The following is a 22,804-nucleotide window of genomic DNA, read 5'->3' as shown; positions in this document are numbered from 1 at the left end:
AGCATACAGAACACCATCCGTTCAATAAATAGTTACCTATATTATACAACATTAACGCGGTGTCGTCTTAAATAATTAAGACATAAAGAAAAAGGCTGTCGAAACTTTCTCGACAGCCTGAGCAGCCCGATGGGGCTGCTTTTTTGATAATGATTCAAGTCTGCTCTGCGGCTTGTACCCATACCAGATAGAATATTTTGTCGTTACCGACGTATTCTTCATCTGCAAAAACCATCCTGATGGGTACCCTCATTGTGATCTTCGTTTGTCCCCATTCCAAGCCGCCTCTCTTTCCATAATTTATTGTATAGAAAGAAAATAAAGAATAGACATTATACCGACCTTCTCATCTACTCTGCAGCATGTTGCTCTTGCTGGCGCAGTTCCACCCGCCGGATTTTGCCGGAGGCTGTCTTGGGCAGGTCGGTGACAAATTCGATTTTACGCGGATATTTGTATGGGGCGGTGATCTCCTTGACATGGGTCTGGAGTTCCTTAACCAATCCGTCTGTACCCTCATGCTCATCCTTGAGCACGATAAAGGCTTTGACTACATGTCCGCGGATCTCATCTGGACTGGCGACAACGGCACATTCTTTGACAGCGGCATGCTTCATAAGCGCATCCTCCACTTCAAAAGGGCCAATCGTATAGCCCGAGCTGATAATAATATCGTCTCCCCGGCCCTCAAACCAGAAATATCCGTCCTCATCTTTGCGCGCCCGGTCACCAGTGACGAAGTACTCGCCATGCGAGGCGTTGGTCTTGCGTTCAGGGTCCTTGTAGTAGGTTTTGAACAAGGCTGGCATGCTGAGATGCACAGCAATATCTCCAACAGTGCCAGGTGGCAGCGGAACGCCATCCTCATCAATGACCTCTACGAGACCCGGCGCGATAGATTGGCCCATGGAGCCAATTCGGACAGGCTTGTCCTTAAGTGCAGCAATAATCAGTGTGCTTTCGGTCTGGCCATAGCCGTCGCGGATGGTGATATCGAAGTGCCGCTGGAAGGTATGAATGACTTCCTGGTTCAACGGCTCACCGGCAGAGACGGCGCAGCGGAGCTGAGACAGGTCGTAATGCTCCAGTCCTTCGGTCTTGGCCATCAAGCGGTATTCTGTCGGCGTACAGCACAAGACCTGAATGGCGTGATCCTGTAGCAGTTGCAAATAACGCTTCGGCTGGAAAGCGCCATTATATACAAAGCCGGTCGCCCCGTTGCCCAGTACGGACAGGAAGGGACTCCAGATCCACTTTTGCCAGCCTGGCGCGGCGGTTGCCCAGACGGTATCCGACTCACGAATGTCGAGCCAGAGTGAGGAGGTAATACGCAGGTGGGCATAACCCCAGCCGTGGCTATGCACCACTGCCTTGGGATTGCCGGTTGTGCCGGAGGTGTAAGCCAATATAGCGATATCGTCCCGGTGGCTGGCCGCTGCCGGATGGACATCCGGCTGACCGACCATCAGGCCCTCCAGATGTACCCAGCCAGTGGCCTCTTCCTGAACCTCAGCCGTTCCGGTTACGGCCAGTCGGTAATCAAGGGCAGGCAGATCGTCGGCGATGAGATCTACTTCATTGGTAGTATCGGACCAAGCGATCACGGCTCTGGCCTCCGAGTGCCGCAACCGGTAGGACAGATCCTTGGCGCGCAGCATCTCTGATGAAGGAATGACAGCCAGTCCAAGCTTCAGACAAGCCAAATAAATTACATAAGCGATGATTCGTCTTGGAACCATAACTAGCACGCGATCTCCCTGGTGAAGCCCTAGACTCGATAGGCCTCCAGCCAGACGGTTGGCCTGCTTGCGCAGCTCCCCGTAAGTGATTTCCTCGTAGTCTCCGTTATCGCTAAGCCATTTCAGTGCTATTTTTTCCGGGGGATGGTGTTCCATTTCCGAAGTCAAATTATACGTTTCAGGTGCGATCCAATGTGGATTGTTCAAGTTGAACCCTCTCCTAATGAATAGAATGTGTGCAGCAGATTCAATAAGTATATCACGATCTCTATACGCTCCACGGTGAAATACTTCTTTACATCATGGATACAGTTTAGAAACAACTCCTTGGTTTAATAAGACTAAGAAATGCAGCACAACAAATCAATCTTCAAGGAGACGATATCAAATGAAAAGCAAAAAAATGATCATAGCAACAATGGTGTTCGGGATGGCAGTGACAGGTTCAGCAGGGGTTTATGCAGGAACTAATTTAGAAAAGATCAGTGCGTACCTTAATCACGGCCTTGGCTTCAAAGTCAACGGATCTGCTTATATACCAGTTGATGGCAACGGCAACAAGCTGGCACCAATTACGTATAAGGATACGACTTACCTGCCTGTTCGGGCACTGGCGGATGCGCTGAAGGTGCCAGTTACTTTTGACGGTAAAACCAATCAGGTCATCATCGGCAAAAATGACGGCGGCTCTGCACCAAGCAATGGAGGATCGACCACTGAACTGTCTGCTATCCAATACACCGCTGCACAAAAGCAAGCCATTCAGAAGGCCTTTGCCCAATTTAAAGGTTTTGAAACAGCGTATGCTCCAACACAAATGACCAAAGGCGATGCCTTCGATAAAGTGGCTGCTTCTGATGACGGTGTGAGCTTCCTGTTCAAGCATATGAGAATCGTGATTTCGGCCAGAGACTATTCAGGCGGCTATGCCAGCCAAGCGGTTCAACTGTCCAATGGTGTTAAGGCCAAATGGTACAGCCCTTCCAGCGACACGCAACTGCTGGGCTTCAACCTGAATGACCGAGTGGTAACAATCAGTTCCCCAGATAAGAGCCTCACCAAAGCACAATTGGAGAAAGTGGCTGTAGGCGTTGCAAAACTAAGCAAATAATACGATTAAGCTACACCCCATAAAAGATTCAGCCCATAAAACAGCCCGGCATATCCCTTCACGGATAGCCGGGCTGTTATGAGTATTCGGGAAGGCTGTAGTCCAACTACTGCACTCCCTGAATACTTTTATTTTTTGGTACTATGCTGCTTGTTGGGTAGCTTTGCTTCAGGACTGCCTTGTCCCCGGTGCTTGCTTTTCTCCGCTTTTTTCTGCGTGTCATGCAGCTTTTCCACATACTCATGGGTATCATCCATCGGTCCTTGCGCCTCCTCACCTTGATAAACTTGCTGTTACTGTAACCAGATCGGCTGCAAAACATACATATCACACGTTAGACACACTCTCTCTGTAAATATAGCTACATCGGGCCATAGGGAAATAGTGTCTGCTTAGGTATACTATGGGCTGAACCGGAAACGCTTTATTCTGTGCAACAATTGTGCAGGTTTTTTATTTTCCAGACGGAGCTAAGGAGTGTACCGAAGTCCAAATGATGAAATATAGCCATTCCCGTGCCGGCCGACAGTTTCTGGTTCTGCTCCTGTTTCCTTTATTGGTTGTAGATCTATTGTTTCCGTTGTACTCACAGCCTGCCTATGCGGATTCCACATCATATCCTCCGGGGCGTTCTCTTCAAGATATCATTGATGCGGCCGAGCCCGGTGATACCATTGATCTTCCTCCTGAAACGTATCAAGGACCTGTCGTGATCCGCACAAGAGTCACCCTTCGAGGGGGAGGCAGAGCTACGCTGATCAATACCACAGTGGATCCGGCCATTACGATTCTCGCAGATGGTGTGACCCTGCAATCGATAAATGTTCAACATGATCAAGACGGTAAAACTACGGCGATTCAGGTCAAGGCCAATGAAGTGACGCTGGAGGGACTAGCCATTCATACGGGTGGGTATGGCATCATGCTGCGCGACGCTGACCGGGCGAAGATTATCCATAACCGTATCCGCTGGTTCATTCCACAAGGTCAGCCAGCAGGGGAACGGGGAAACGGCATCGATCTCTATAATTCTCACGGCAGTCAGATTGGCAATAATGAAATCTCCTATCTACGAGATGGCATTTATCTGGAGAATAGCCGGAACACGACTGTTGACGGGAACAAGTTAACTTATTTGCGCTACGGCATCCATTGCATGTATATCAACGGGTCGAAGATTACCAACAATGTTGGGGAATACAATACCACCGGTGCAATGGTGATGGGAGTGACGAATGTGGTCGTCTCGGGTAATTCTTTTGCCAAACAAATCCGGAATGTGCATTCTCAAGGGATCCTGCTGTACGATGTGCGAACCTCTTCTATTACTAATAATCTAGTTGAAGGAAACAGGGTAGGCATATATATGGAAAAATCTGCCGAGAATGAATTGAGAGACAATGTGGCACTCCGCAATTTCATAGGCATTCAGCTCAGTCAGGCTGCGGGCAATCAATTTCACCGCAACGGATTTATCGCTAATGTTATCGATGCCGAAGCCGTAGACAGCGCAGAGAACGTGATGAACGGGAACTACTGGGATTCCTTTCAGGGGATGGACGTGGACCGGGATGGAATCAGCGATATTCCGTATGCCATTAATCCATTCTATCAGCGGTTAATTTCTCGTAATTCCGCCTATCAGCTATTTTTTCAATCTCCGGGAATGAATTTTCTGAGTGACATGTTTGCAGGGGATAAAGCGAGTGGATCGGTTGATCAGGCACCGCTGATGAAGTTGGATACAAAGGCACCCATTGGGGCTGTTCGGAAGGATGGGACTGTAATGGTGACCGGCTGGCTGCTGCTTTTTGTCTCGGTTATTACAATAATATATTTGGGGGTATTACGATCATGAGATTAAGAACAAGTGCCGGGCTGCTACTGCTCAGTCTACTGATGCTGGTGGTATTAACCGCTTGCGGTGCGAAGAAGTATGAAGCACTTCCTATCAATGAAGATGTCGATGTCTGTGCAGTCTGCAATATGCAGGTTAAGGATGATGCCTTTGCGACACAGCTGACGACGAAGGACGGCAAGAATTACAAGTTCGACGATGTGGGCTGCATGAATCAATGGAAGAAAGAGAATGGGACGGACAAGATCGGGATGGATTTCGTACGGGATTATAACGACAAATCGTGGATTCAGTTCAGCAAGGCAAGTTATGTCTACGATGCAGCCTTACGTACGCCAATGGCCTACGGAGTGATCAGCTTTAAGGACCGGGCATCGGCCGAGGCCTTCGTTAAGGAGCAGGGTGTAGGAACCGTTCTGAGTGCAGACGACCTTGCCTCACATGAATGGAAACAAAGCGCTGCTATGAACATGGACATGGACATGAATCACGGGGAAGGCCATATGAATGAAGGCCCGGGACACAAGTGATTTTAAAAGGCTGGAGAGGTGACTATGACCGATATACTGCAAGTGGCCCGGAGGGAAGTCAAAATGGGTTTCCGCAATCCCTGGGCCTATTCTTTCTTGGCCCTGTTTTGTACGTTCAGCTTAAGTCTGCTAATCATTAATTCGCAGAATATCGTTCAGGGATATTCTGCGATAACAGGCTCTATGCTAAGTCTGGTGTTATACCTGCTGCCGCTAATGACGCTGTTTCTAGGTGCATTTTCTCTGACGGCGGAGAAGGAGGAGGGCAGCTGGCAGCTCCTATCTACCTATCCCATTGGAACGCTGTCCTTTATCATCGGTAAGTACACTGGCCTGGCTGTTGTGCTGCTGGTGATCATTGGTTTCGGCTATGGGCTGATGGGTCTGATCAGTGGCCTGCTGGGCACGAGTTTTGACAGTTCCACTTATTTTCTTTTCCTGGCCTTCTCGGCAGGTCTGGTTCTTCTGTTTCTCACCCTTGCCTTATTCATTGGTTCCTTATCACGAAACCGCTGGCAGGCGCTCACGATCTCTGTATCCATCTGGTTTTTCGCCGTGATTGGCTGGCCAACGCTGTTAATTTCTATATTGGGCATGGTTCCTTATTTATGGGTTAAGCCACTGCTTGTAGCTGCGACATTCATCAATCCTGCTGAGCTCGTACGCCTGTTTGTAGTCGTTAAGCTTGGGGGCGGGTCTGTGCTGGGTCCTGAATACTTCCAGTGGGTAGAGTGGATTCAGCGTCCGAACGGGAATTTATTGTTTATGAGCGTGTGCCTGCTCTGGATCCTTTGTTCCATTGTTGGCGTATACAAGATTTGGGAGAGGGGGCGCACCCATGGATGAAGCGATGGTCCGGGTGACCGGGTTGACCAAAATTATTAAAAAGCAGTCACTCGTAGAAAATATCGCCTTCACCCTTCCGGCAGGGAATATTCTGGCGTTATGCGGGGGTAATGGTGCGGGAAAAAGCACAGTGCTGCGGATGATCGCCGGAATTCTTCAGCCAACCTCAGGCGACATCACTGTAGGTGGTCTGCGCTGGCATACCCAGCGCAAACAGTTTGCGAAGCAAATTGGCTACATGCCGGATGACTTTCAGTTTAACCAGGGGTTAACGGCCGAAGAGGTATTATCCTTCTGGGCTGCCTTGCGGCGTGTTCCCAGACGACGGGTCACGGAGGTGCTGGCTCTTGTAGGTCTGGAAGAGAAACGAAGAAGTCTGGTGAATACCTTTTCCAAAGGCATGCGTCAGCGTGTGCTTTTTGCCCAGGCGCTGCTGGGTGAGCCCCCGCTTCTAATCATGGATGAGCCGACAAACGGACTGGACCCGTTCTGGATGAATGAGTTCGCCGGGCTGCTGCAGATCATTCGTGAGGCGGGACACACCGTCATCTTTTCCACACACCAGTTGGAGATTGCTGACCGGGTGGCGGACCGGATATTGTTTCTCAGCGGGGGGCATAGCGTCGGGGAGGGTCCGACAAGAGATATACGGGACCAGCATGGCTCGCTGTATGAAGCTTTTAACCACAGTCTAGGATTGAAATGAGGTGATCTTGTGCTGAATCATCATCAAAAGCTTCGTCGCATGCTCACCATCTTGATCGGTTTGGCTGCGATTGCTGCAGCAGTCTGGGCTATTGTACAATCTGTAATCCCTGGGGAAAAGGGAGCTGCCTCCGCAGTGATCGCTCAGGCAGCCGCTCCTGACTTTGAGGGCGTCACAGCCGAAGGCCGGCAGGTTCGTCTCTCTGACTATCGCGGTCAAATGGTGTTGATTAACTTCTGGGCTTCATGGTGCAAAGCCTGTGTGACAGAAATGCCGTTAATTCAGGATGTATCCCGTGCCCGCAGTGAGGAGATGACGGCTTTGATGGTCAATGTGGGGGACTCCAAAGGCACGATCTCCGAATATATGAAGAGTCAGAATTTCTCGTTTCCGGTTATTATAGACGTTACCGGCCGGGTCTCCGGCCTGTATGGCATCTCTGGATTGCCGACTACCTATATCATAGATAAGGCGGGAACGATCCGGAAGGCGGTCATGGGGGAAATTGCGGATCAAGAACAACTGAATATCTGGCTGGATGCTGCCGCCAAAGCTCCGGAAATTCCAATGTAGTGCCTGCATGATCTTTAATTATTGCAGGGAATCTTTAATTTTTGGGATAGTTTGCAAGACGGGCATTCCCGCAAGCGCTATCATTTTCGTGATATAATATAGGGATAGCAGTGCAAATAAGCGCGCGATTTCATCAAAGGACAGGAGGATGATCATGCTTCCCGGGAAGATCTACAGAAAGTATTTTCAACATAATGTATTCATCAAGATCATCCTGTTGTTCTCGATCGTTGCGGTCGTCACCATCATTACGTTCTCTTACCTGATGTTCAATCTGATGTCTCAGGCGGCAGTACAGCGGCAAATGGAAATTCAGAAACGGGCAGTGGAAAGTGTCAGTCATTATATCGGGCAGAAGTATGACCTGGTGCAGTCTATGATGATCGATATTTACCGGGACAGTGAGCTTACCTCGAATACAGCTTACCTGTTGGAGCATCCCTATGAGAATTATGTCCGTTACCGGCTGGACCGGTATTTCAAAGAGAGCAATTCAACCACTGACACCGTGCAGTATTTCAGGAACAAGCTTGAGGATAATCCCGACATCCGTAGCCTGATATTATATAGTGCAGCAGAGCAGCAGCTCTATGTCTATAACACGCACAAGCAGTTTGAGATTATCCCTACGAATGCAGCCCATTCTTTTGTTCCTGATGCTATGTATTTGGAAGAAGCGGGCAATGTCTCCATCCCGAATATTTGGGTACGCAAAAGCATTACTCTTGCCGATACACCGATGTTCTCAGTGCGAAGTCCCATTAATAACAAGCTGTCGCTGCGTAATATTGGTCAATTGCTCGTCTATTTCGACACTGAGCGGGTGTGGGAAGGCATGGGCAACGATAAGCAGGATTTCAAAGGAATCATCCTGGCGCTGTCGGCCGACGGTGATGTGCTGTTCGATTCTTCAGGTAGATATTACGGGGCCAAATATCCAAATATGGAGCTGGTGAGTTCCGCCTACACGGATGGCGAAGAAGTGAACGGCATGACAATTACGAAGCTGACACATGGTCAGGGAGGCTTCACAGTGCTCAGCATCGTACCGAAGGAAGAGATAGCGGCGACATATCGCGGCTTGCGGAATATGATTATCACCATCTGTCTGTTCTGTAGTGTGTTTGCCATCATCACAGCATCTTTGATCATCAGTAGTATCGCCAAACGGACGCAAGGCATTATCAAATTCACCCGGAAGGTCAAGAACGGGGATCTGGATGCCCGGATTACTGATGTCAAGGAAGATGAGCTGGGACAGATCTCCAAGAGCTTCAATGATATGTTGGATGAACTCAATCTTTATATTGATCGGGTATTCAAGGCGGAAATCAAGCAGAAGCATACGGAGATCGCGGCGCTGGAGGCCAGAGTGAATCCCCATTTCCTATACAATACGCTTGAGGTTATCCGTATGCGGGCCATTTCACAGGGGGCCGAAGATGTCGGCGAGATGATATATAGCTTGTCGGTACTATTCAAAAGCTACGTGCATCCCAAGCCCAAGCATACGCTGAAGGATGAGCTGGAAGCTTGCCGGCTGTATCTTGAGCTGTTCCGTATTCGTTATAAGGACAGGTTTTCTTACGAACTGCTTTGCGAGCGGGAGCTAGAGGGGACAGTGGTCATGAAAATGTCGCTGCAGCCCATTATCGAGAATTACATTCTGCACGGTATGCGGGCGGACCGCAACGACAATCACATCGCTGTTGCTGTAACTAAAGAAGGAGATATCATTCGTGTTATAGTAACAGATAACGGGCGTGGCATTGCTCCGGCTAGGCTGGAGGAATTGCAGCAAAGGCTGCATCAGACGGATGAGTCATCGGAGTCCTTCGGTCTGCGTAGCATCCACGAGCGATTGAAGCTGATGTATGGAGCGAAGTATGGCCTCGAACTGAACAGCGAAGAGGGTAAGGGTACTACAGTGACGGTGTATTTCCCCGATTTGGGAGAGGATGAGTGAGCCATGTACAGGATATTCATTGTGGATGATGAACCGTTCATCATCGAAGGGCTGTATGATATTGTCGATTGGGCCAGCTTTGAAATGGAGATCGTTGGTCAGGCGGCCAACGGGCAGGAAGCACTGGAGGCCTTGAAGTCAGTGCGGGCGGACATACTGATCACGGATATTTCCATGCCGCTGATGAATGGTTTGGACCTCATCCGTGCAGTCCGGGAATTCCAGCCGGAGCTTAAAGTCATCATTTTAAGCGGTTATGATGAATTTGGGTATCTAAAGGAAGGGATGGCCCTCGGTATTGAGAATTATCTCTTGAAGCCCATTAATCTGAAAGAATTCAAGGCTACACTTAGTACCATCGCTGAGAAGCTGAATGAGTCCAGAGCAGACTATAAGCTGAACGAGCACAGCATTTCAATTCTAAGAGATAATGTCATGCACCGCTGGCTAAGAAATCAGATTGCTCCGCAGGAATTTCAGGAGCGGGCCGGCTTTCTGGGCATAGTCATCGATAAGCCGCTGACACAGGTTGCATTGCTGCGGTCTGAGCAACGCCTAGCTGAAGCGTTTCCTGTGGTACTTGAGGTTCTGCATGGTGTTCCCGGTGTCATTCCGTTTCAGGATATGGATGGGGACATCGTGCTGGTGCACATGCTAAGTGAATATCAACGCGGCAAGGAAGCAGCAGAAGCTATTCATCGGCAATTGCTGGCCACTCCGGCGCTTGCTGCCTACGAGCAACTGTATCTTTCAAAAGGAAGCGTACAGGAAACCGAGGACAATGCAGCACTGAGCTATACGCAGGCGAAGCGGGCGCAAGAATATTTTATGTTGTTCCCCGAACACAGCTATATCTGCTATGAGGATTTGCAAGAACGGCAAGAAGAGGCCAATCTGGAATTTCCGGTAAACTGGGAAGAAGACCTCAAGCTGATTATGGCAAAGGACACGGAGGGGCTGCTGCACAGGATTGATGATAATTTTGAGCAATTGCGTAGGGTGGAGGGTATTACACCCGAGCTGATCCAGGATATCGCTACGGAATGGCTAATCCGCTTCAAGATGCAGCTCAAGGAGATCCGGCATGCGGAGGAACCCGAGTTTTTTAAAGAAGGGCTTCATAAAATCCGCGCGACATCATCCATCGCCGATTGGGCGGATATTTTGAAAGAAGCGGCCGTGTACACTATAGATGCACTGATTCGTGATGTGAAAAGCCCTGTAGTGCAGCAGGTGCTTAACCATATTCATCAATCCTACAGCGAAGACATCTCACTAAAGACCCTTGGGACACAGTATAATATTCATCCGGTGTATCTGGGGCAATTGTTCCATAAGGAAGTTGGAGAATCGTTCACGGAGTATATCAACAAGTACCGGATTGAGAAAGCCAAGGAGCAGCTGCGAAGCTCTCCGCTCAAGGTTCACGAGATCGCCCGCAACGTGGGATATTGGGAAACTGGATACTTTTACAAGCAATTCAAAAAGCATGTAGGGATTTCCCCTACGGAATATAAAGGACTTGTTTAGCCTATGGGCTAAGCAAGTCCTTTTCTTTATTTTTTACACCTTTTATTTAGTTTAGCTTCTTTTTGAAAATGCTTTCATAAATTACAGTATAAATAGTCCTTAAAGGAAATATCGCGAGGTATAATTCCGGGTTATGCAGCGATACTGAGGTAAACATAAGGGGAGGTTATACAATGAGCAAGAACAAAAAAAGATTATCTCTGGTACTGACATCCATGATGGCACTATCGCTTGCGCTCACCGCTTGTGGAGGAGGCAGTACCAACAATGAGAATGCTTCCGGAAACGGTGGTAAATCGGAGAAGCCAGTTGAACTGATCTGGTACACGATCGGGCCTCCGCAAAAGGACATGAATATGGTTGTGGACGAGGTTAACAAATATATTCAGCCTAAGATCAACGCAACCCTGAAAATGAACATGATTGATTTCGGTGACTATACACAAAAAATGCAGGTGAAGGTCGCTTCCGGTGAGCCGATGGATATTATGTTCACCAGCTCTTGGGCTTTCGATTATGTGCAAAATGCCCGCAAAGGTGCATTTATGGAATTGGATGACTTGCTTGAGAAATACGGCAAAGGCATCAAAGACACCATTGACCCTGCTTTCCTGGAAGGTTCCAAAGTAGATGGTCATAACTATGCGGTGCCTGCGAACAAAGAGCTTCCAGCCCAAGAAGTATGGCGCTTCAATAAAGACCTGGTAGACAAGTACAAGCTGAATATAGACAAAGTGGACTCCTTGGAGAGCCTGGAGCCGCTGCTTAAGACCATCAAGGAAAATGAACCTAACATCACTCCTTATGCGATGATTAAGGATTACATGCCGGTACTGCCGTTCGACTACATCATCGAGAAGATGCCAATGGCTGTATATATGGACACCAAGGACTATAAAGTCGTGAACATTCTGGAAACACCGGAATTGAAAAAGAGTCTTGAAACCGTTCGCAAATATTACAAGGCAGGTTACATTTCACCTGAGGTAGCAACAACGACTTCTGTAGACGATCTTTACAAGTCCAGCAACTGGTTCATGGATCGTGCGACGAGCCAGCCGATGGCGGACAACCTTTGGTCGGCGAGCTACGGCTATCCGGTAGTCTCCAAACCAGCCAGCAAGCCGTACATCTACAACTGGTCCGTTATGGGTTCCATGCAGGCTATCTCAGCTAACTCACCTAACCCAGAGAAAGCTATGGAATTTTTGAACTTGCTGAATACCGATCCGGTACTTCGCAATATGATCGACTCCGGGATTGAAGGCGTACATTACGAGAAAGTTGGCGAGAACCGGATGAAGAACCTGCCGGAATCCAAGAACTACGATATGCCTACCTTCTCGCTCGGTAATATCATGCTTAACTACCTGAACGAAGAAGACCCTGATGATAAATGGGAAATCTTCAAGAAATTCAACGCTTCCGGTGTGAACGCTCCGCTGCTCGGATTTAACTTCGACACTTCGAAGGTATCCAGTGAAATCGCCGCTGTTCAGAACGTGAAGGAAGAGTTCTGGGCGCCGCTGATGACAGGAACCGTAGATCCGGATGAATATCTGGCGAAAGCCAATCAGAAATTTAAAGCCGCTGGACTCGATAAGATCATTGCCGAAGCCCAATCGCAAATTGATGCTTGGAAAGCGGCGAACAACAAGTAATAAATCATTGGAATAGAAGACGCGGGCGGGGTGAGACTCTTGCCCGGTCTTCTTTACCATTCAGGAGGGATTCACTGTGAGAATGGCCCGAGAATTTTTCGGAAATATCAACAAAAACAAGGTTATGCTGTTTATGGTTCTACCGGGTACCCTTTGGTTTCTCTTCTTTTCATATCTACCGATGCTAGGGACGGTTATCGCTTTTAAAGAGTATCGCTTTAGTAGAGACGGATTTTGGGCCAGTATCGTCAACAGCAAATGGGTGGGGCTCGACAACTTCAAGTTCCTGTTTACCACCAATGACGCCTATATCATTACACGCAATACGCTGCTCTATAATGCGGCATTTATTATAGTCGGACTAGTTTTGTCTGTTCTGATGGCAGTCGTGCTATCGGAAATCGTTAATAAAAAGCTCGCTAAGTTCTATCAGACCGGAATGTTCCTGCCTTATTTTCTGTCATGGGTTGTCGTCGGCTACTTTGCTTTCAGCTTCCTCAGTTCCGAACGCGGCATGCTGAACCAGATTATGGGCTTTTTCGGTGCGGAGTCTGTGCAATGGTATTCGGAAAAGAAATATTGGCCGCTGATCCTCATCCTCGTATATCTATGGAAAGCCGTGGGCTACAACAGCGTCGTCTATCTGGCTGCCATTATGGGGATCGACAAGTCGCTCTATGAAGCAGCGATGATCGACGGAGCCAGCAAGCTCCAGCAGATCCGCAGCATTACGTTGCCGCTCTTAAGACCGATTCTTACCATTATGACCCTGCTTGCCGTGGGGAAAATCTTCTATGCCGACTTCGGTCTCTTCTATCAGGTGCCTCGTAATTCCGGTACCTTGTACAGCGTCACGAACGTTATTGACACCTATGTTTATCAAGGTCTTAAGAGTACAGGTGAGATCGGCATGAGTACGGCGGCAGGTCTTTATCAGTCGCTCGTCGGGTTCACGCTCGTCATGTTCTCGAACTATATAGTGCGCAAATACGACAAGGACAGCGCATTGTTCTAACTCAACTGAAAGGAGTGTGCCCATATGTCATCAATTACGCGTAAAGAACGCGATTTTCATCAATTGTCCAAACCATTGAATGTGTTATTTAATCTGATCGCCGGAATTTTTGCTTTCCTCTGCGTATTTCCGTTTCTGTTCGTTGTCATCATTTCCTTCACCGATGAAGGGGCGCTGGCGAGAGACGGCTACCGGTTATTCCCGTCCAAATGGAGCCTCGGAGCATACCGTTATGTTTTTGAGTCCGGGGATATGCTGCTTCGTTCCTATGGCGTGACTATTCTAGTTACTGTACTTGGAACGATCGTCAGTCTGCTATTTATGTCTTTTTATGCTTATGCTATTTCGCGTAAAAGCTTCCGGTACCGCAATTTCTTTTCGTTCCTTGCTTTCTTCACCATGCTGTTCAACGGTGGTTTGGTACCAACTTATATCGTAGTAACTCAATTGCTGCACCTTAAGGATACCATTTGGGCGCTGGTGCTACCGCTGGCGGTCAACGCCTTTTACATTATGATTCTACGGACCTTCTACACCACCAGCGTCCCTGACGCCATTATTGAATCCGGTAAAATCGACGGAGCAGGCGAGTTCCGGATTTTCCTCACCCTGGTGCTGCCGCTGTCACTGCCAGGTCTGGCAACGATTGCGTTGTTTAGCACACTGGGATACTGGAATGACTGGTTCAACGCCTTGCTCTATATAGATGATCCCAATCTAGTGCCGCTGCAATCTATGCTGATGCGGATTGAGACCAGCATGCAGTTCCTGCTACAGAATTCACAGAACAGCTCGCTCAGCATCGAAGCACTGCGCTCCATGCCGCAGGATACATCGCGGATGGCGATGGTCGTGCTGGCAACAGGGCCGATCATTTTCGCTTACCCGTTCTTCCAGCGCTACTTCATACAGGGACTTACGGTTGGTGCGGTGAAAGAGTAATTCATCTGGAATTCCAACTATTTTATGTAATATTACCCATGTGAATTTCCTGAGCTCAATCTTTATCATTACGATAGCAAATATAAAGGAGAGTATATTCCTTGGAACAATTCAGACTACCCAAAATAGCGATGCCACAACTTACTCTGCCAAAGGCAGTACAGGAGGTGCTGGCAGAAGCCGAAGAGAAGCTGGCGCACCGTCCGAAGCTGCTTCAGATGTTCAAGAACTGCTTCCCAAATACGCTGGAGACGACCACGAAGCTGCTGGATGACGGAACTACCTTTGTCATTACCGGGGATATTCCGGCTTCATGGCTCCGCGATTCTGTGGAACAGGTTATTCATTACGTACCGCTGGCCAAGAATGATCCAGACTTGCAGCGTATCATCGGAGGGCTGATCAAACGGCATATTCAGTACATCCATGTCGACCCTTATGCGAATGCATTCAACGAATCGGCTAATGATTGGCACTGGAATACAACCGACGTGACCGAAATGTCACCATGGGTGTGGGAGCGGAAGTTCGAAATTGACTCCCTGTGCTTCGTGATCCGTCTGGCGTACACGTATTGGAAAGAAACCGGACTTACCGATTTCTTCGATGCCGGATTCAAGTCGGCCTTGCGTCTAATCTTCGATCTGTTCAAAAGAGAGCAGCATCACTTTGAGCAGTCTCCATACCGGTTCAGCCGCAATAACGGCATTCCCGAGGATTCCCTGCGCAATAACGGACTCGGCATGCCGGTCAACTATACCGGCATGATCTGGTCAGGCTTCCGTTCCAGTGACGATGCCTGCGACTTCCACTACAACATTCCGGGCAACATGTTCGCAGTTGTGACCCTTCGTCAGATGCAGGAATTCGCAGAATGGGTCTTCCGTGACCTGGAGTTCCTGGCGGAACTGAAGGAACTGGAGTTTGAAGTGGAGCACGGCATCAAATTGTATGGCATTTACCGCCACCCGGAATTCGGTCCAATCTATGCCTATGAGACAGACGGCTTTGGCAACTACTGTCTGATGGATGATGCTGGAACACCGGGACTGGTCTCCATCCCTTACCTGGGATATACGACTGCAGATGATCCGATCTACCAGAACACGAGACGGTTCGCGCTCAGCAAAGAGAACCCATACTACTTTGAAGGCACAGCCGCCAAAGGCATCGGTAGCCCGCATACGCCGAAGAACTACATCTGGCATATGGCCTTGTCCATGCAGGGCATTACGGCACAAACTACTGAAGAGAAGCTGGAAATGATCAAGCTATTGGAAAACACCGACGCTGGAACAGGATATATGCATGAAGGCTTCCACGCTGACGACCCGTCTGTCTTTACAAGAAGCTGGTTCGCCTGGTCGAACAGTCTCTTCTCGCAGCTTGTCTACCGGGCGATGAAAGAGGGGATTTTGTGAGCACGGCAGGGGTAATTGTTTTCTGCGACCCGCTGTTTCCGGGAGAACTTGCACCCGGAGCAGTGCAGGGTATTGAGACAGGCTTGCTGGGTGTCTCCGTGGCATCTGTGAACTCCCACGAGCTGGCGCAAGCACTGGATGCTGCACAGGCAGGCGGCGTCTTCATTAATTTGCATGCGCCATATTTTCCTAAGGCAGCGTGGCCTTCTATTGTCGCCTATCTGCAAAGAGGCGGGGGACTAATCAGCGCTGGCGGCGCACCGTTCAAACATCCGGTGCGCTGGGAAGCCGGCGAGTGGCATGTCGAAGCGGAGCAGACAGCCTACCATCGTCAGCTTCATATTCATGAAGCATTGCGGGTAAGTAGTGGGGAACGGGCCAGCGAGTATGTCTCACACCAGGATATTCCACTCTTCGCCGGGCAGGAGCAGTTACTGCCGGTTGCGGATACCTGGAATCTCGTGCCGCATGTTACGAAGAGCAGTGATCTGCCGGAGCAAATGGGCTCCAGCGGACCAATGGATACACGGATCTATGCACTCTTGAAGGGTGTATCAGATCAAGGGCGGGAAATCTCGGCCCCAGTCGTTCTGTGGGAGCATGTTGGCGGACCCTTTAAGGGTGGACGCTGGCTGTTCATTAACCAGCCGCTCGGACAGAGCTTCTGGGAGAACGGTGGAGCGGCTGCTTTGGCAGGCTGGACTGCTTTTGCGGCCAAAGGCGTTACGGAGCTGTGGTTGAAGCCGAATTATGCTTCCTACGAGCCGGGCGAACGCCCTGTGCTCAGCCTGCAAAGCCAGCGACTGAGCAGTCACACTTCTTCTGCGGAAGTTGCAAAGTGGAAGCTGTCCTTCACTCTTAATAAAGAGGGTGAGGAAGCGGTATTCAACCATGAATGCACGGTTGAAGTTACCCGCGAGCTGAACATCCTGCGGATTCCGGTTCCGGTTGAGCTTCAGCCTGGGCTGTACCGGCTGGTTTGCCGGGCTGAATCAGAGGATGGCGAAGTGCGAGTGCTGCGTCAAGGCCTGTGGGGCCATGATGAAGCTTTGCTTACGCAAGGTGAGCCAGTTTCGGCTGGCAGAGATTATTTTGTGAAGAACGGAAAGCCATTGCCGGTGGTGGGTATGACCTACATGACTTCTGACGTGGCGCGCAAGTTCTTGTTCTTGCCGAACGCTGACGTTTGGGACCGCGATATGGCACAAATGAAGAAAGCGGGAATCAACTGGATTCGTACCGGCATCTGGACGGCTTACCGGAATGTAATGCAGGTGGACGGACATGCCTCGGAAGAGGTGCTGCGGGCCATCGACGCCTTCTTCCTGACCGCGAAGCGGCATGACCTGCAGGTGACGTTCACCTTCTTCTCCTTCACACCAGAGACTTGGGAGGGCACGAACCCGTATCTGGATCCCCGCAGTGTGGAAGCCCAGAAGCGGTTCATCCGCTCGATCATCTCCCGGCACCGCTCCACAACTCATGTGGATTGGGATCTAATTAACGAACCGTCGATGTTCGATCCGCCGCGGATCTTCTCGGACGGACCTAGCTCGGCCAGAGATATCCATGAGATCAAGGCCTTTTCCGCTTGGCTGGAACAACGTCACGGGAACATCTCAGCTTTGCAGGAGCACTGGAACATGACACCGCTGGAGCTGCCGGACTTCGCGGCTGCCCGTCCTCCTGAGCAAAGCGATATTAACTTTAGCATCCAGGATATTCATTCAGGCAAACGCGGCACGCGCTGGCTGGATTACTGCCTGTTCTCGATGGATATGCATAATGTCTGGGCGCAGGAGCTGTACGGAACGATTAAAGTGCTGTGTCCGAATCATATGGTTACTGTTGGACAGGACGAGGCACTAGGAGCGCAGCGGCCATCGCCTTTCTTCTATGAAGAGGCCGTGGATTACACGACTGTCCACACCTGGTGGTTGAATGACAGTCTGCTGTGGAGCGGCATCTTCGCCAAAACGGCGAACAAGCCGAATCTGATCCAGGAGACCGGCATTATGTACGTAGAGACACCGGACGGACGGGCCAAGCGGAGTGAGGAAGAGCTGCGGTCCATTCTGGAGCGCAAGTATGCCTATGCTTTTGCTACTGGCGGTGCTGGTGCTGTGCAATGGATCTGGAATACGAACTTCTATATGGATAATGCCAACGAATCACAGATCGGTGCTGTCCGTGCGGACGGTACCGAGAAGCCAGAAGCAGATGTATCCTATGATTTCGGCCGTTTTATCGGCGAAGCCGGAGGAATATTCGACGGACGCAAGCTGGAAGACATTGCAGTTATTTTCCCGTATTCCAATGACTTCTCCAACCGGAAGCTGGCTTATGATGCCACAACACGCCTGACACGGATTATGTCTTACCAACTGCATTTACCTTTCCGTGGAGTATCGGAATATGATTTGGACGCATTGGAAGCCCAGCCGCCGAAGCTGATCCTGCTGCCAAGTGCACACAATCTCGACAATGAGGCCATGAAGAAGCTGCTGTCCTTCGTTGAGCGTACTGGCGCGACCTTGGTGGTGACTGGCAGTCTTGGCCTTGACGCATACTGGCAGCCAACAGACCGATTGGATCATCTGCTGGGTCGCCGGGAGCTTCATAATGTACGTAGGGAAGAACGGCTGAACCTGAACGGAGTGTTGTTCCCAGTCTCCTACGGACAGCGTAGGATTGCAGAGCTTATTAAAGAAGTGTCTGTGCAAGAGGTTCCGAACGCCACTGCTCAATCTGCACAAGGCGATGCTGTAGTAGAGGTAGCTATCGGGAAGGGACGCCTGATCTGGAGCCCGCTGCCGCTGGAACTGAACGAACGGGATGAGCCGATTGCGGCACTGTACAGATATGCAGTGAGGATTTCCGGGGTTCAGGAGGATTTGCAGTGGCACACCGGTGGTGATCTGCCGGGAGTGTACGGCCGGAAGCTGAATTTTGCAGAGGGCGCCCTATTTGTGTTCGTCTCCGAATATGCCTGGGACACAGAGGTAGAAATCAAGGATGTTAGCACGGGTACCGTATATAGCTTTATTTTGGACAAAGAACGCTCGGTGCTGTTCACGGTGGATGCAGAAGGACGCTTGCAGTCCGTGTACAGACCGGATGAAGTAACAATTTCTAGTCGCAAAGGCTAAGGTGAGAGGAGAGATAAGGGTTCATGGCTAAAAAAAGAACAGCGCATATCGTATCCCACACGCATTGGGACCGGGAATGGTATTTGCCTTACGAGAAGCATCACGTTCGTCTGATTCAACTGGTGGATGCGCTACTGGAGAAGCTTGATGAGGGATCGGCCTTCAAGAGCTTCTATCTGGATGGACAGACAATCATTCTGGAGGATTATCTCCAGGTTCGCCCGGAAAACAAGGAGAAGCTGGAGCACTATATCCGTGAAGGGCGAATTCTGATTGGACCGTGGTACATTCTGCAGGATGCATTCCTAACGAGCAGCGAAGCTAACGTGCGCAACATGCAGATCGGGCACCAGGATGCTGAGAAATTCGGAACACCGTCCAAAATCGGTTATTTCCCCGATACCTTTGGTCTGACCGGACAAATTCCACAGCTGATGCTGCAATCCGGGATCTCCAACGCGTTCTTCGGACGTGGCGTGAAGCCGACCGGCTTCAATAACACGGTTTCCGACGGCGATTATGAGTCCTCCTACTCCGAGCTGATCTGGGAGGGACCGGACGGCTCCAAAATTCTTGGTATCCTGTTCGCGAACTGGTATTCCAACGGCAACGAAGTTCCGGTAGAGGAAGGGGCTGCTAAGGAATTCTGGGATCGCAAGCTTGCAGATGCTGAGAAATATGCTTCGACCAGCGAGCTATTGTACATGAACGGATGTGACCACCAGCCGCTGCAGACCGATCTTCCGGAAGCAATCGAGACAGCGAAGGCGCTCTACCCGGATACGGAGTTTGTTCATTCCAACTTCCCGGATTATCTGGATGCCCTGAAAGACAGCCTGAAAGACGAGCTTTCTTCTGTAAAAGGTGAACTGCGCAGTCAGCGCACGGACGGTTGGGGCACCCTGGTCAACACGGCCTCAGCACGTGTCTATTTGAAGCAGATGAACCAGAAGGGTCAAACCATCCTGGAAAAAGTGGCAGAACCGCTGGCCTCCATCGCTCAGCTTGCAGGACAATCTTATCCGCATCATCTGTTCACCTATGCCTGGAAGACACTGATGCAGAACCATCCGCATGACAGCATTTGCGGCTGCAGCGTGGATGAAGTGCACCGGGAAATGGTTACCCGTTTTGATAAAAGCCGCCATGTTGCCGAAAGCATTGTAGAAGACAGCGGCCGGTTTATCGCTGAAGCCGTTGATACTTCCGGCTATAGTAAATTCGGCAATGATGCGGTGCCATTTGTCGTTACGAATACAACAGGCTGGAACCGTACCGGTACAGTCAGCGTGGAGTTGGATGCAGCACGGTTGTATCTGCGTGAAGGCTTCTCTCTAGAGGAGACCGCCCGCCGCATGCAAGAGGTTTCCCTTGATGGACATCAATTGGTGAATGAGAACGGCATCGCTGTATCTTACACCATTGAAGACCTCGGGCTGAGCTTTGGCTATGACTTGCCGGATAATCAATTCCGTCAGCCTTATTCATGCCGTAAAATCAAACTCACGTTTGAAGCTTCAGATGTTCCTGCGCTTGGTCTACGTACCTATGCCTGGGTGAAGTCGGCTGAGCCGGCTCCAGCAGTTGTTTCCTTACTGAAGGGAGCAAGAGTGCTTGAGAACGACGGAATTAAAGTGGAGATTGCTGATGACGGCTCGTTCACCTTGCACGATAAGAACAATAATACTTCTTACAATGATCTTGGTGTGTATGAGAATACCGGCGATATCGGTAATGAATATATGTACAGACAGCCGGATGGTGAGACTCCGCTGACCACCAAAGGACTGCAAGCAGGCATCCGTGTGCTTGAAGATACCTCTTTCCGGGCTGCGATTGAAATCGTCCATGACTGGGAAATTCCTGCTTCAGCTGATGAATTGCTGGACGCAGAGCAGCGGGCCCTTGTCTACTACCCGGAACGTAAGGCGCAGCGCAGCCGTGAGACCGTTACATTGAAGCTTCGTACCGTGCTTTCGCTCGAACGGAAGGGCAAAGGTCTGTCCATCGAATCTACTATTAATAACAACGCTAAAGATCACCGGGTACGGATGTTGTTCCCGACCGATCTGGTAACTGATGTGCACCATGCAGATTCCATGTTCGAAATTGCTACCCGGGATAATGTACCGGCGAGCGAATGGTTGAACCCGAGCAATACCCAGCATCAGCAGAACTTTGTTGATGTCAGCGGTGACCAAGCCGGACTCACGGTAGCTAATTTGGGGCTCAATGAATACGAGATCCTGCGGGATGGCCGCAATACAGTGGCTGTTACCCTGTTGCGCAGCGTGGGCGAGCTAGGGGACTGGGGCTGGTTCCCGACTCCGGAAGCTCAGTGCTTGGGCGAGCATACGGTACAGCTGCAACTGATCCCGCATAGCGGGGATGGCATTGCGTCCGGTGCGTATACTGAGGCCTATCAATTCCAGGTGCCGTGGACTGTCCTCCAGACAGGAGTTCATGAAGGTAAGCTTGCCTCGGGCTATACACCTTTCCAATGGAAGGGTACAGCGGCGGCATTTTCTTCTCTAAAAATGAACGAAAAGACTGGCGACTTGCTGGTTCGCTGGTACAACATGGCTGAGCAGCCTGTAGAGCTGGCTCTGGATGTCCTTGTTCCGCATGAGCATCTGTACGAGACCAATATTCTGGAAGAGCGCACGGCGCCGCTTGCAGATCCTGGACATCGTCCGTATTCATTGGAGATCCGTCCATACGGGATTGCGACTTATGGAATTAAGACTCGAAACGGACAGTAATAACGAAGTACGGAATTGTAACCTTCAAAGCCAGTTTCCATCGTGGATGGAAACTGGCTTTCCTAATAAATAAAGATCTGACTTTTTGAGATGTAGAGATTGAAGGATTAATCAAATGGGTAATGGGGCATAGTAGGGGAGATCACAGCTCAAGAACTGGTGAGCTTAATGATGGGTTTTCCTATAGAAGAAACATAATTCCGGGATAAAAGGTTATGAAGTGGGTTATTTTAAATAAAATAATAAAAACACTTGCAATGGTCTTCTATACATGGTATATTCTAATTCCGGCCAAGAAATAACGATGCCGAGCTCGAAAATGAAATTCGAAAAACGAAATTCAAAAAAAGAGCTTGACATTAAAACGCCGGACATGATATAGTATAAGAGTTGCTGCTGAGACTTTAAGCGGACAACGAGAACAGCTTGATCTTTGAAAACTGAACAACGAGTGAGTATCGAATTCACGAAAGTGAATTCAAAAAGAGAATTTTTAATTCTCGTCAGATGTTTCAAAATGAGCAATCGCTCTTTTCGATAAGTTTTCGGGTGGTTATTTTCTTGAAGTGATTCGAGGAAGTGATCGCTCGAAAAAACCTATTTGGAGAGTTTGATCCTGGCTCAGGACGAACGCTGGCGGCGTGCCTAATACATGCAAGTCGAGCGGAGTTGATTTGAAAGCTTGCTTTCAAATCAACTTAGCGGCGGACGGGTGAGTAACACGTAGGCAACCTGCCCCACAGACTGGGATAACTACCGGAAACGGTAGCTAATACCGGATAATTCCTTTTAGCTCCTGCTGAGAGGATGGAAGACGGAGTAATCTGTCACTGCGGGATGGGCCTGCGGCGCATTAGCTAGTTGGTGAGGTAATGGCTCACCAAGGCGACGATGCGTAGCCGACCTGAGAGGGTGAACGGCCACACTGGGACTGAGACACGGCCCAGACTCCTACGGGAGGCAGCAGTAGGGAATCTTCCGCAATGGGCGAAAGC

Annotated in this window: 16 protein-coding genes and 1 rRNA gene; 15 read left to right on the top strand and 2 right to left on the bottom strand. The window is 49.8% G+C overall.

Annotated elements, in window-relative coordinates; genetic code table 11:
* Positions 1–350: 350 nt before the first annotated feature.
* The gene (locus HPT30_RS01475; RefSeq protein WP_175369767.1) at positions 351–1,895 is read right to left on the bottom strand and encodes an acetate--CoA ligase; all 1,545 of its coding nucleotides are present in this window, start codon (positions 1,893–1,895) and stop codon (positions 351–353) included.
* Positions 1,896–2,127: 232 nt separating this feature from the next.
* On the opposite strand from HPT30_RS01475, the gene HPT30_RS01470 reads away from it, so the two are divergent.
* Entirely contained in the window at positions 2,128–2,850 is a 723-nt protein-coding gene (locus HPT30_RS01470; RefSeq protein WP_175369762.1) for a stalk domain-containing protein, read from the top strand.
* A 128-nt stretch (positions 2,851–2,978) separates the two neighbouring features.
* Here the strand turns inward: HPT30_RS01470 and HPT30_RS01465 are convergent, their stop codons facing one another.
* Positions 2,979–3,107 (bottom strand): DUF4023 family protein, encoded by a 129-nt coding sequence (locus tag HPT30_RS01465; RefSeq protein WP_083205578.1) that lies wholly within the window; start codon positions 3,105–3,107, stop codon positions 2,979–2,981.
* Between the two features lie 236 nt (positions 3,108–3,343).
* On the opposite strand from HPT30_RS01465, the gene HPT30_RS01460 reads away from it, so the two are divergent.
* The 14 genes from HPT30_RS01460 to HPT30_RS01395 all read left to right on the top strand — a co-directional run.
* Positions 3,344–4,708 (top strand): NosD domain-containing protein, encoded by a 1,365-nt coding sequence (locus HPT30_RS01460; RefSeq protein ID WP_246316863.1) that lies wholly within the window; start codon positions 3,344–3,346, stop codon positions 4,706–4,708.
* The gene (locus HPT30_RS01455; RefSeq protein ID WP_175369761.1) at positions 4,705–5,238 is read left to right on the top strand and encodes a nitrous oxide reductase accessory protein NosL; all 534 of its coding nucleotides are present in this window, start codon (positions 4,705–4,707) and stop codon (positions 5,236–5,238) included. The genes HPT30_RS01460 and HPT30_RS01455 overlap by 4 nt, the downstream gene beginning before the upstream one ends.
* A gap of 24 nt (positions 5,239–5,262) precedes the next feature.
* Positions 5,263–6,084: an ABC transporter permease gene (locus HPT30_RS01450; RefSeq protein WP_175369760.1), complete on the top strand. Its 822-nt coding sequence runs from the start codon at positions 5,263–5,265 to the stop codon at positions 6,082–6,084.
* Complete coding sequence (locus tag HPT30_RS01445) at positions 6,077–6,790, top strand: ABC transporter ATP-binding protein (protein WP_175369759.1); 714 nt, start codon at positions 6,077–6,079, stop codon at positions 6,788–6,790. Before HPT30_RS01450 ends, HPT30_RS01445 begins: the two co-directional genes overlap by 8 nt.
* A 9-nt stretch (positions 6,791–6,799) precedes the next feature.
* Positions 6,800–7,363 carry a peroxiredoxin family protein gene (locus HPT30_RS01440; protein WP_312876276.1) on the top strand — a complete coding sequence of 188 codons (564 nt, stop codon included), beginning with the start codon at positions 6,800–6,802 and terminating at the stop codon, positions 7,361–7,363.
* 154 nt (positions 7,364–7,517) lie between these two features.
* Positions 7,518–9,329, top strand: a complete 1,812-nt coding sequence (locus HPT30_RS01435; protein WP_175369758.1) for a sensor histidine kinase — start codon at positions 7,518–7,520, stop codon at positions 9,327–9,329.
* A 3-nt stretch (positions 9,330–9,332) separates the two neighbouring features.
* Complete coding sequence (locus HPT30_RS01430; protein WP_175369757.1) at positions 9,333–10,859, top strand: response regulator transcription factor; 1,527 nt, start codon at positions 9,333–9,335, stop codon at positions 10,857–10,859.
* 173 nt (positions 10,860–11,032) lie between these two features.
* Positions 11,033–12,520, top strand: a complete 1,488-nt coding sequence (locus tag HPT30_RS01425; RefSeq protein WP_175369756.1) for an ABC transporter substrate-binding protein — start codon at positions 11,033–11,035, stop codon at positions 12,518–12,520.
* An 82-nt stretch (positions 12,521–12,602) separates the two neighbouring features.
* The gene (locus tag HPT30_RS01420) at positions 12,603–13,535 is read left to right on the top strand and encodes an ABC transporter permease (RefSeq protein WP_175369764.1); all 933 of its coding nucleotides are present in this window, start codon (positions 12,603–12,605) and stop codon (positions 13,533–13,535) included.
* A 24-nt stretch (positions 13,536–13,559) separates the two neighbouring features.
* Positions 13,560–14,477 carry a carbohydrate ABC transporter permease gene (locus HPT30_RS01415; protein ID WP_175369755.1) on the top strand — a complete coding sequence of 306 codons (918 nt, stop codon included), beginning with the start codon at positions 13,560–13,562 and terminating at the stop codon, positions 14,475–14,477.
* A 101-nt stretch (positions 14,478–14,578) separates the two neighbouring features.
* Entirely contained in the window at positions 14,579–15,898 is a 1,320-nt protein-coding gene (locus HPT30_RS01410; RefSeq protein WP_175369754.1) for a glycoside hydrolase family 125 protein, read from the top strand.
* Entirely contained in the window at positions 15,895–19,047 is a 3,153-nt protein-coding gene (locus tag HPT30_RS01405; RefSeq protein ID WP_376766980.1) for a beta-galactosidase, read from the top strand. Before HPT30_RS01410 ends, HPT30_RS01405 begins: the two co-directional genes overlap by 4 nt.
* Before the next feature lie 23 nt (positions 19,048–19,070).
* Complete coding sequence (locus tag HPT30_RS01400; RefSeq protein ID WP_175369753.1) at positions 19,071–21,809, top strand: alpha-mannosidase; 2,739 nt, start codon at positions 19,071–19,073, stop codon at positions 21,807–21,809.
* Positions 21,810–22,407: 598 nt separating this feature from the next.
* Positions 22,408–22,804: ribosomal RNA gene (locus HPT30_RS01395) — 16S ribosomal RNA — on the top strand; the annotation flags it as partial.

Source organism: Paenibacillus agri (genome assembly GCF_013359945.1).
GTDB lineage: Bacteria > Bacillota > Bacilli > Paenibacillales > Paenibacillaceae > Paenibacillus_AQ > Paenibacillus_AQ agri.
Note: the sequence above shows the minus strand (reverse complement) of the source record. Positions and strands in the feature narration are given on the sequence as shown.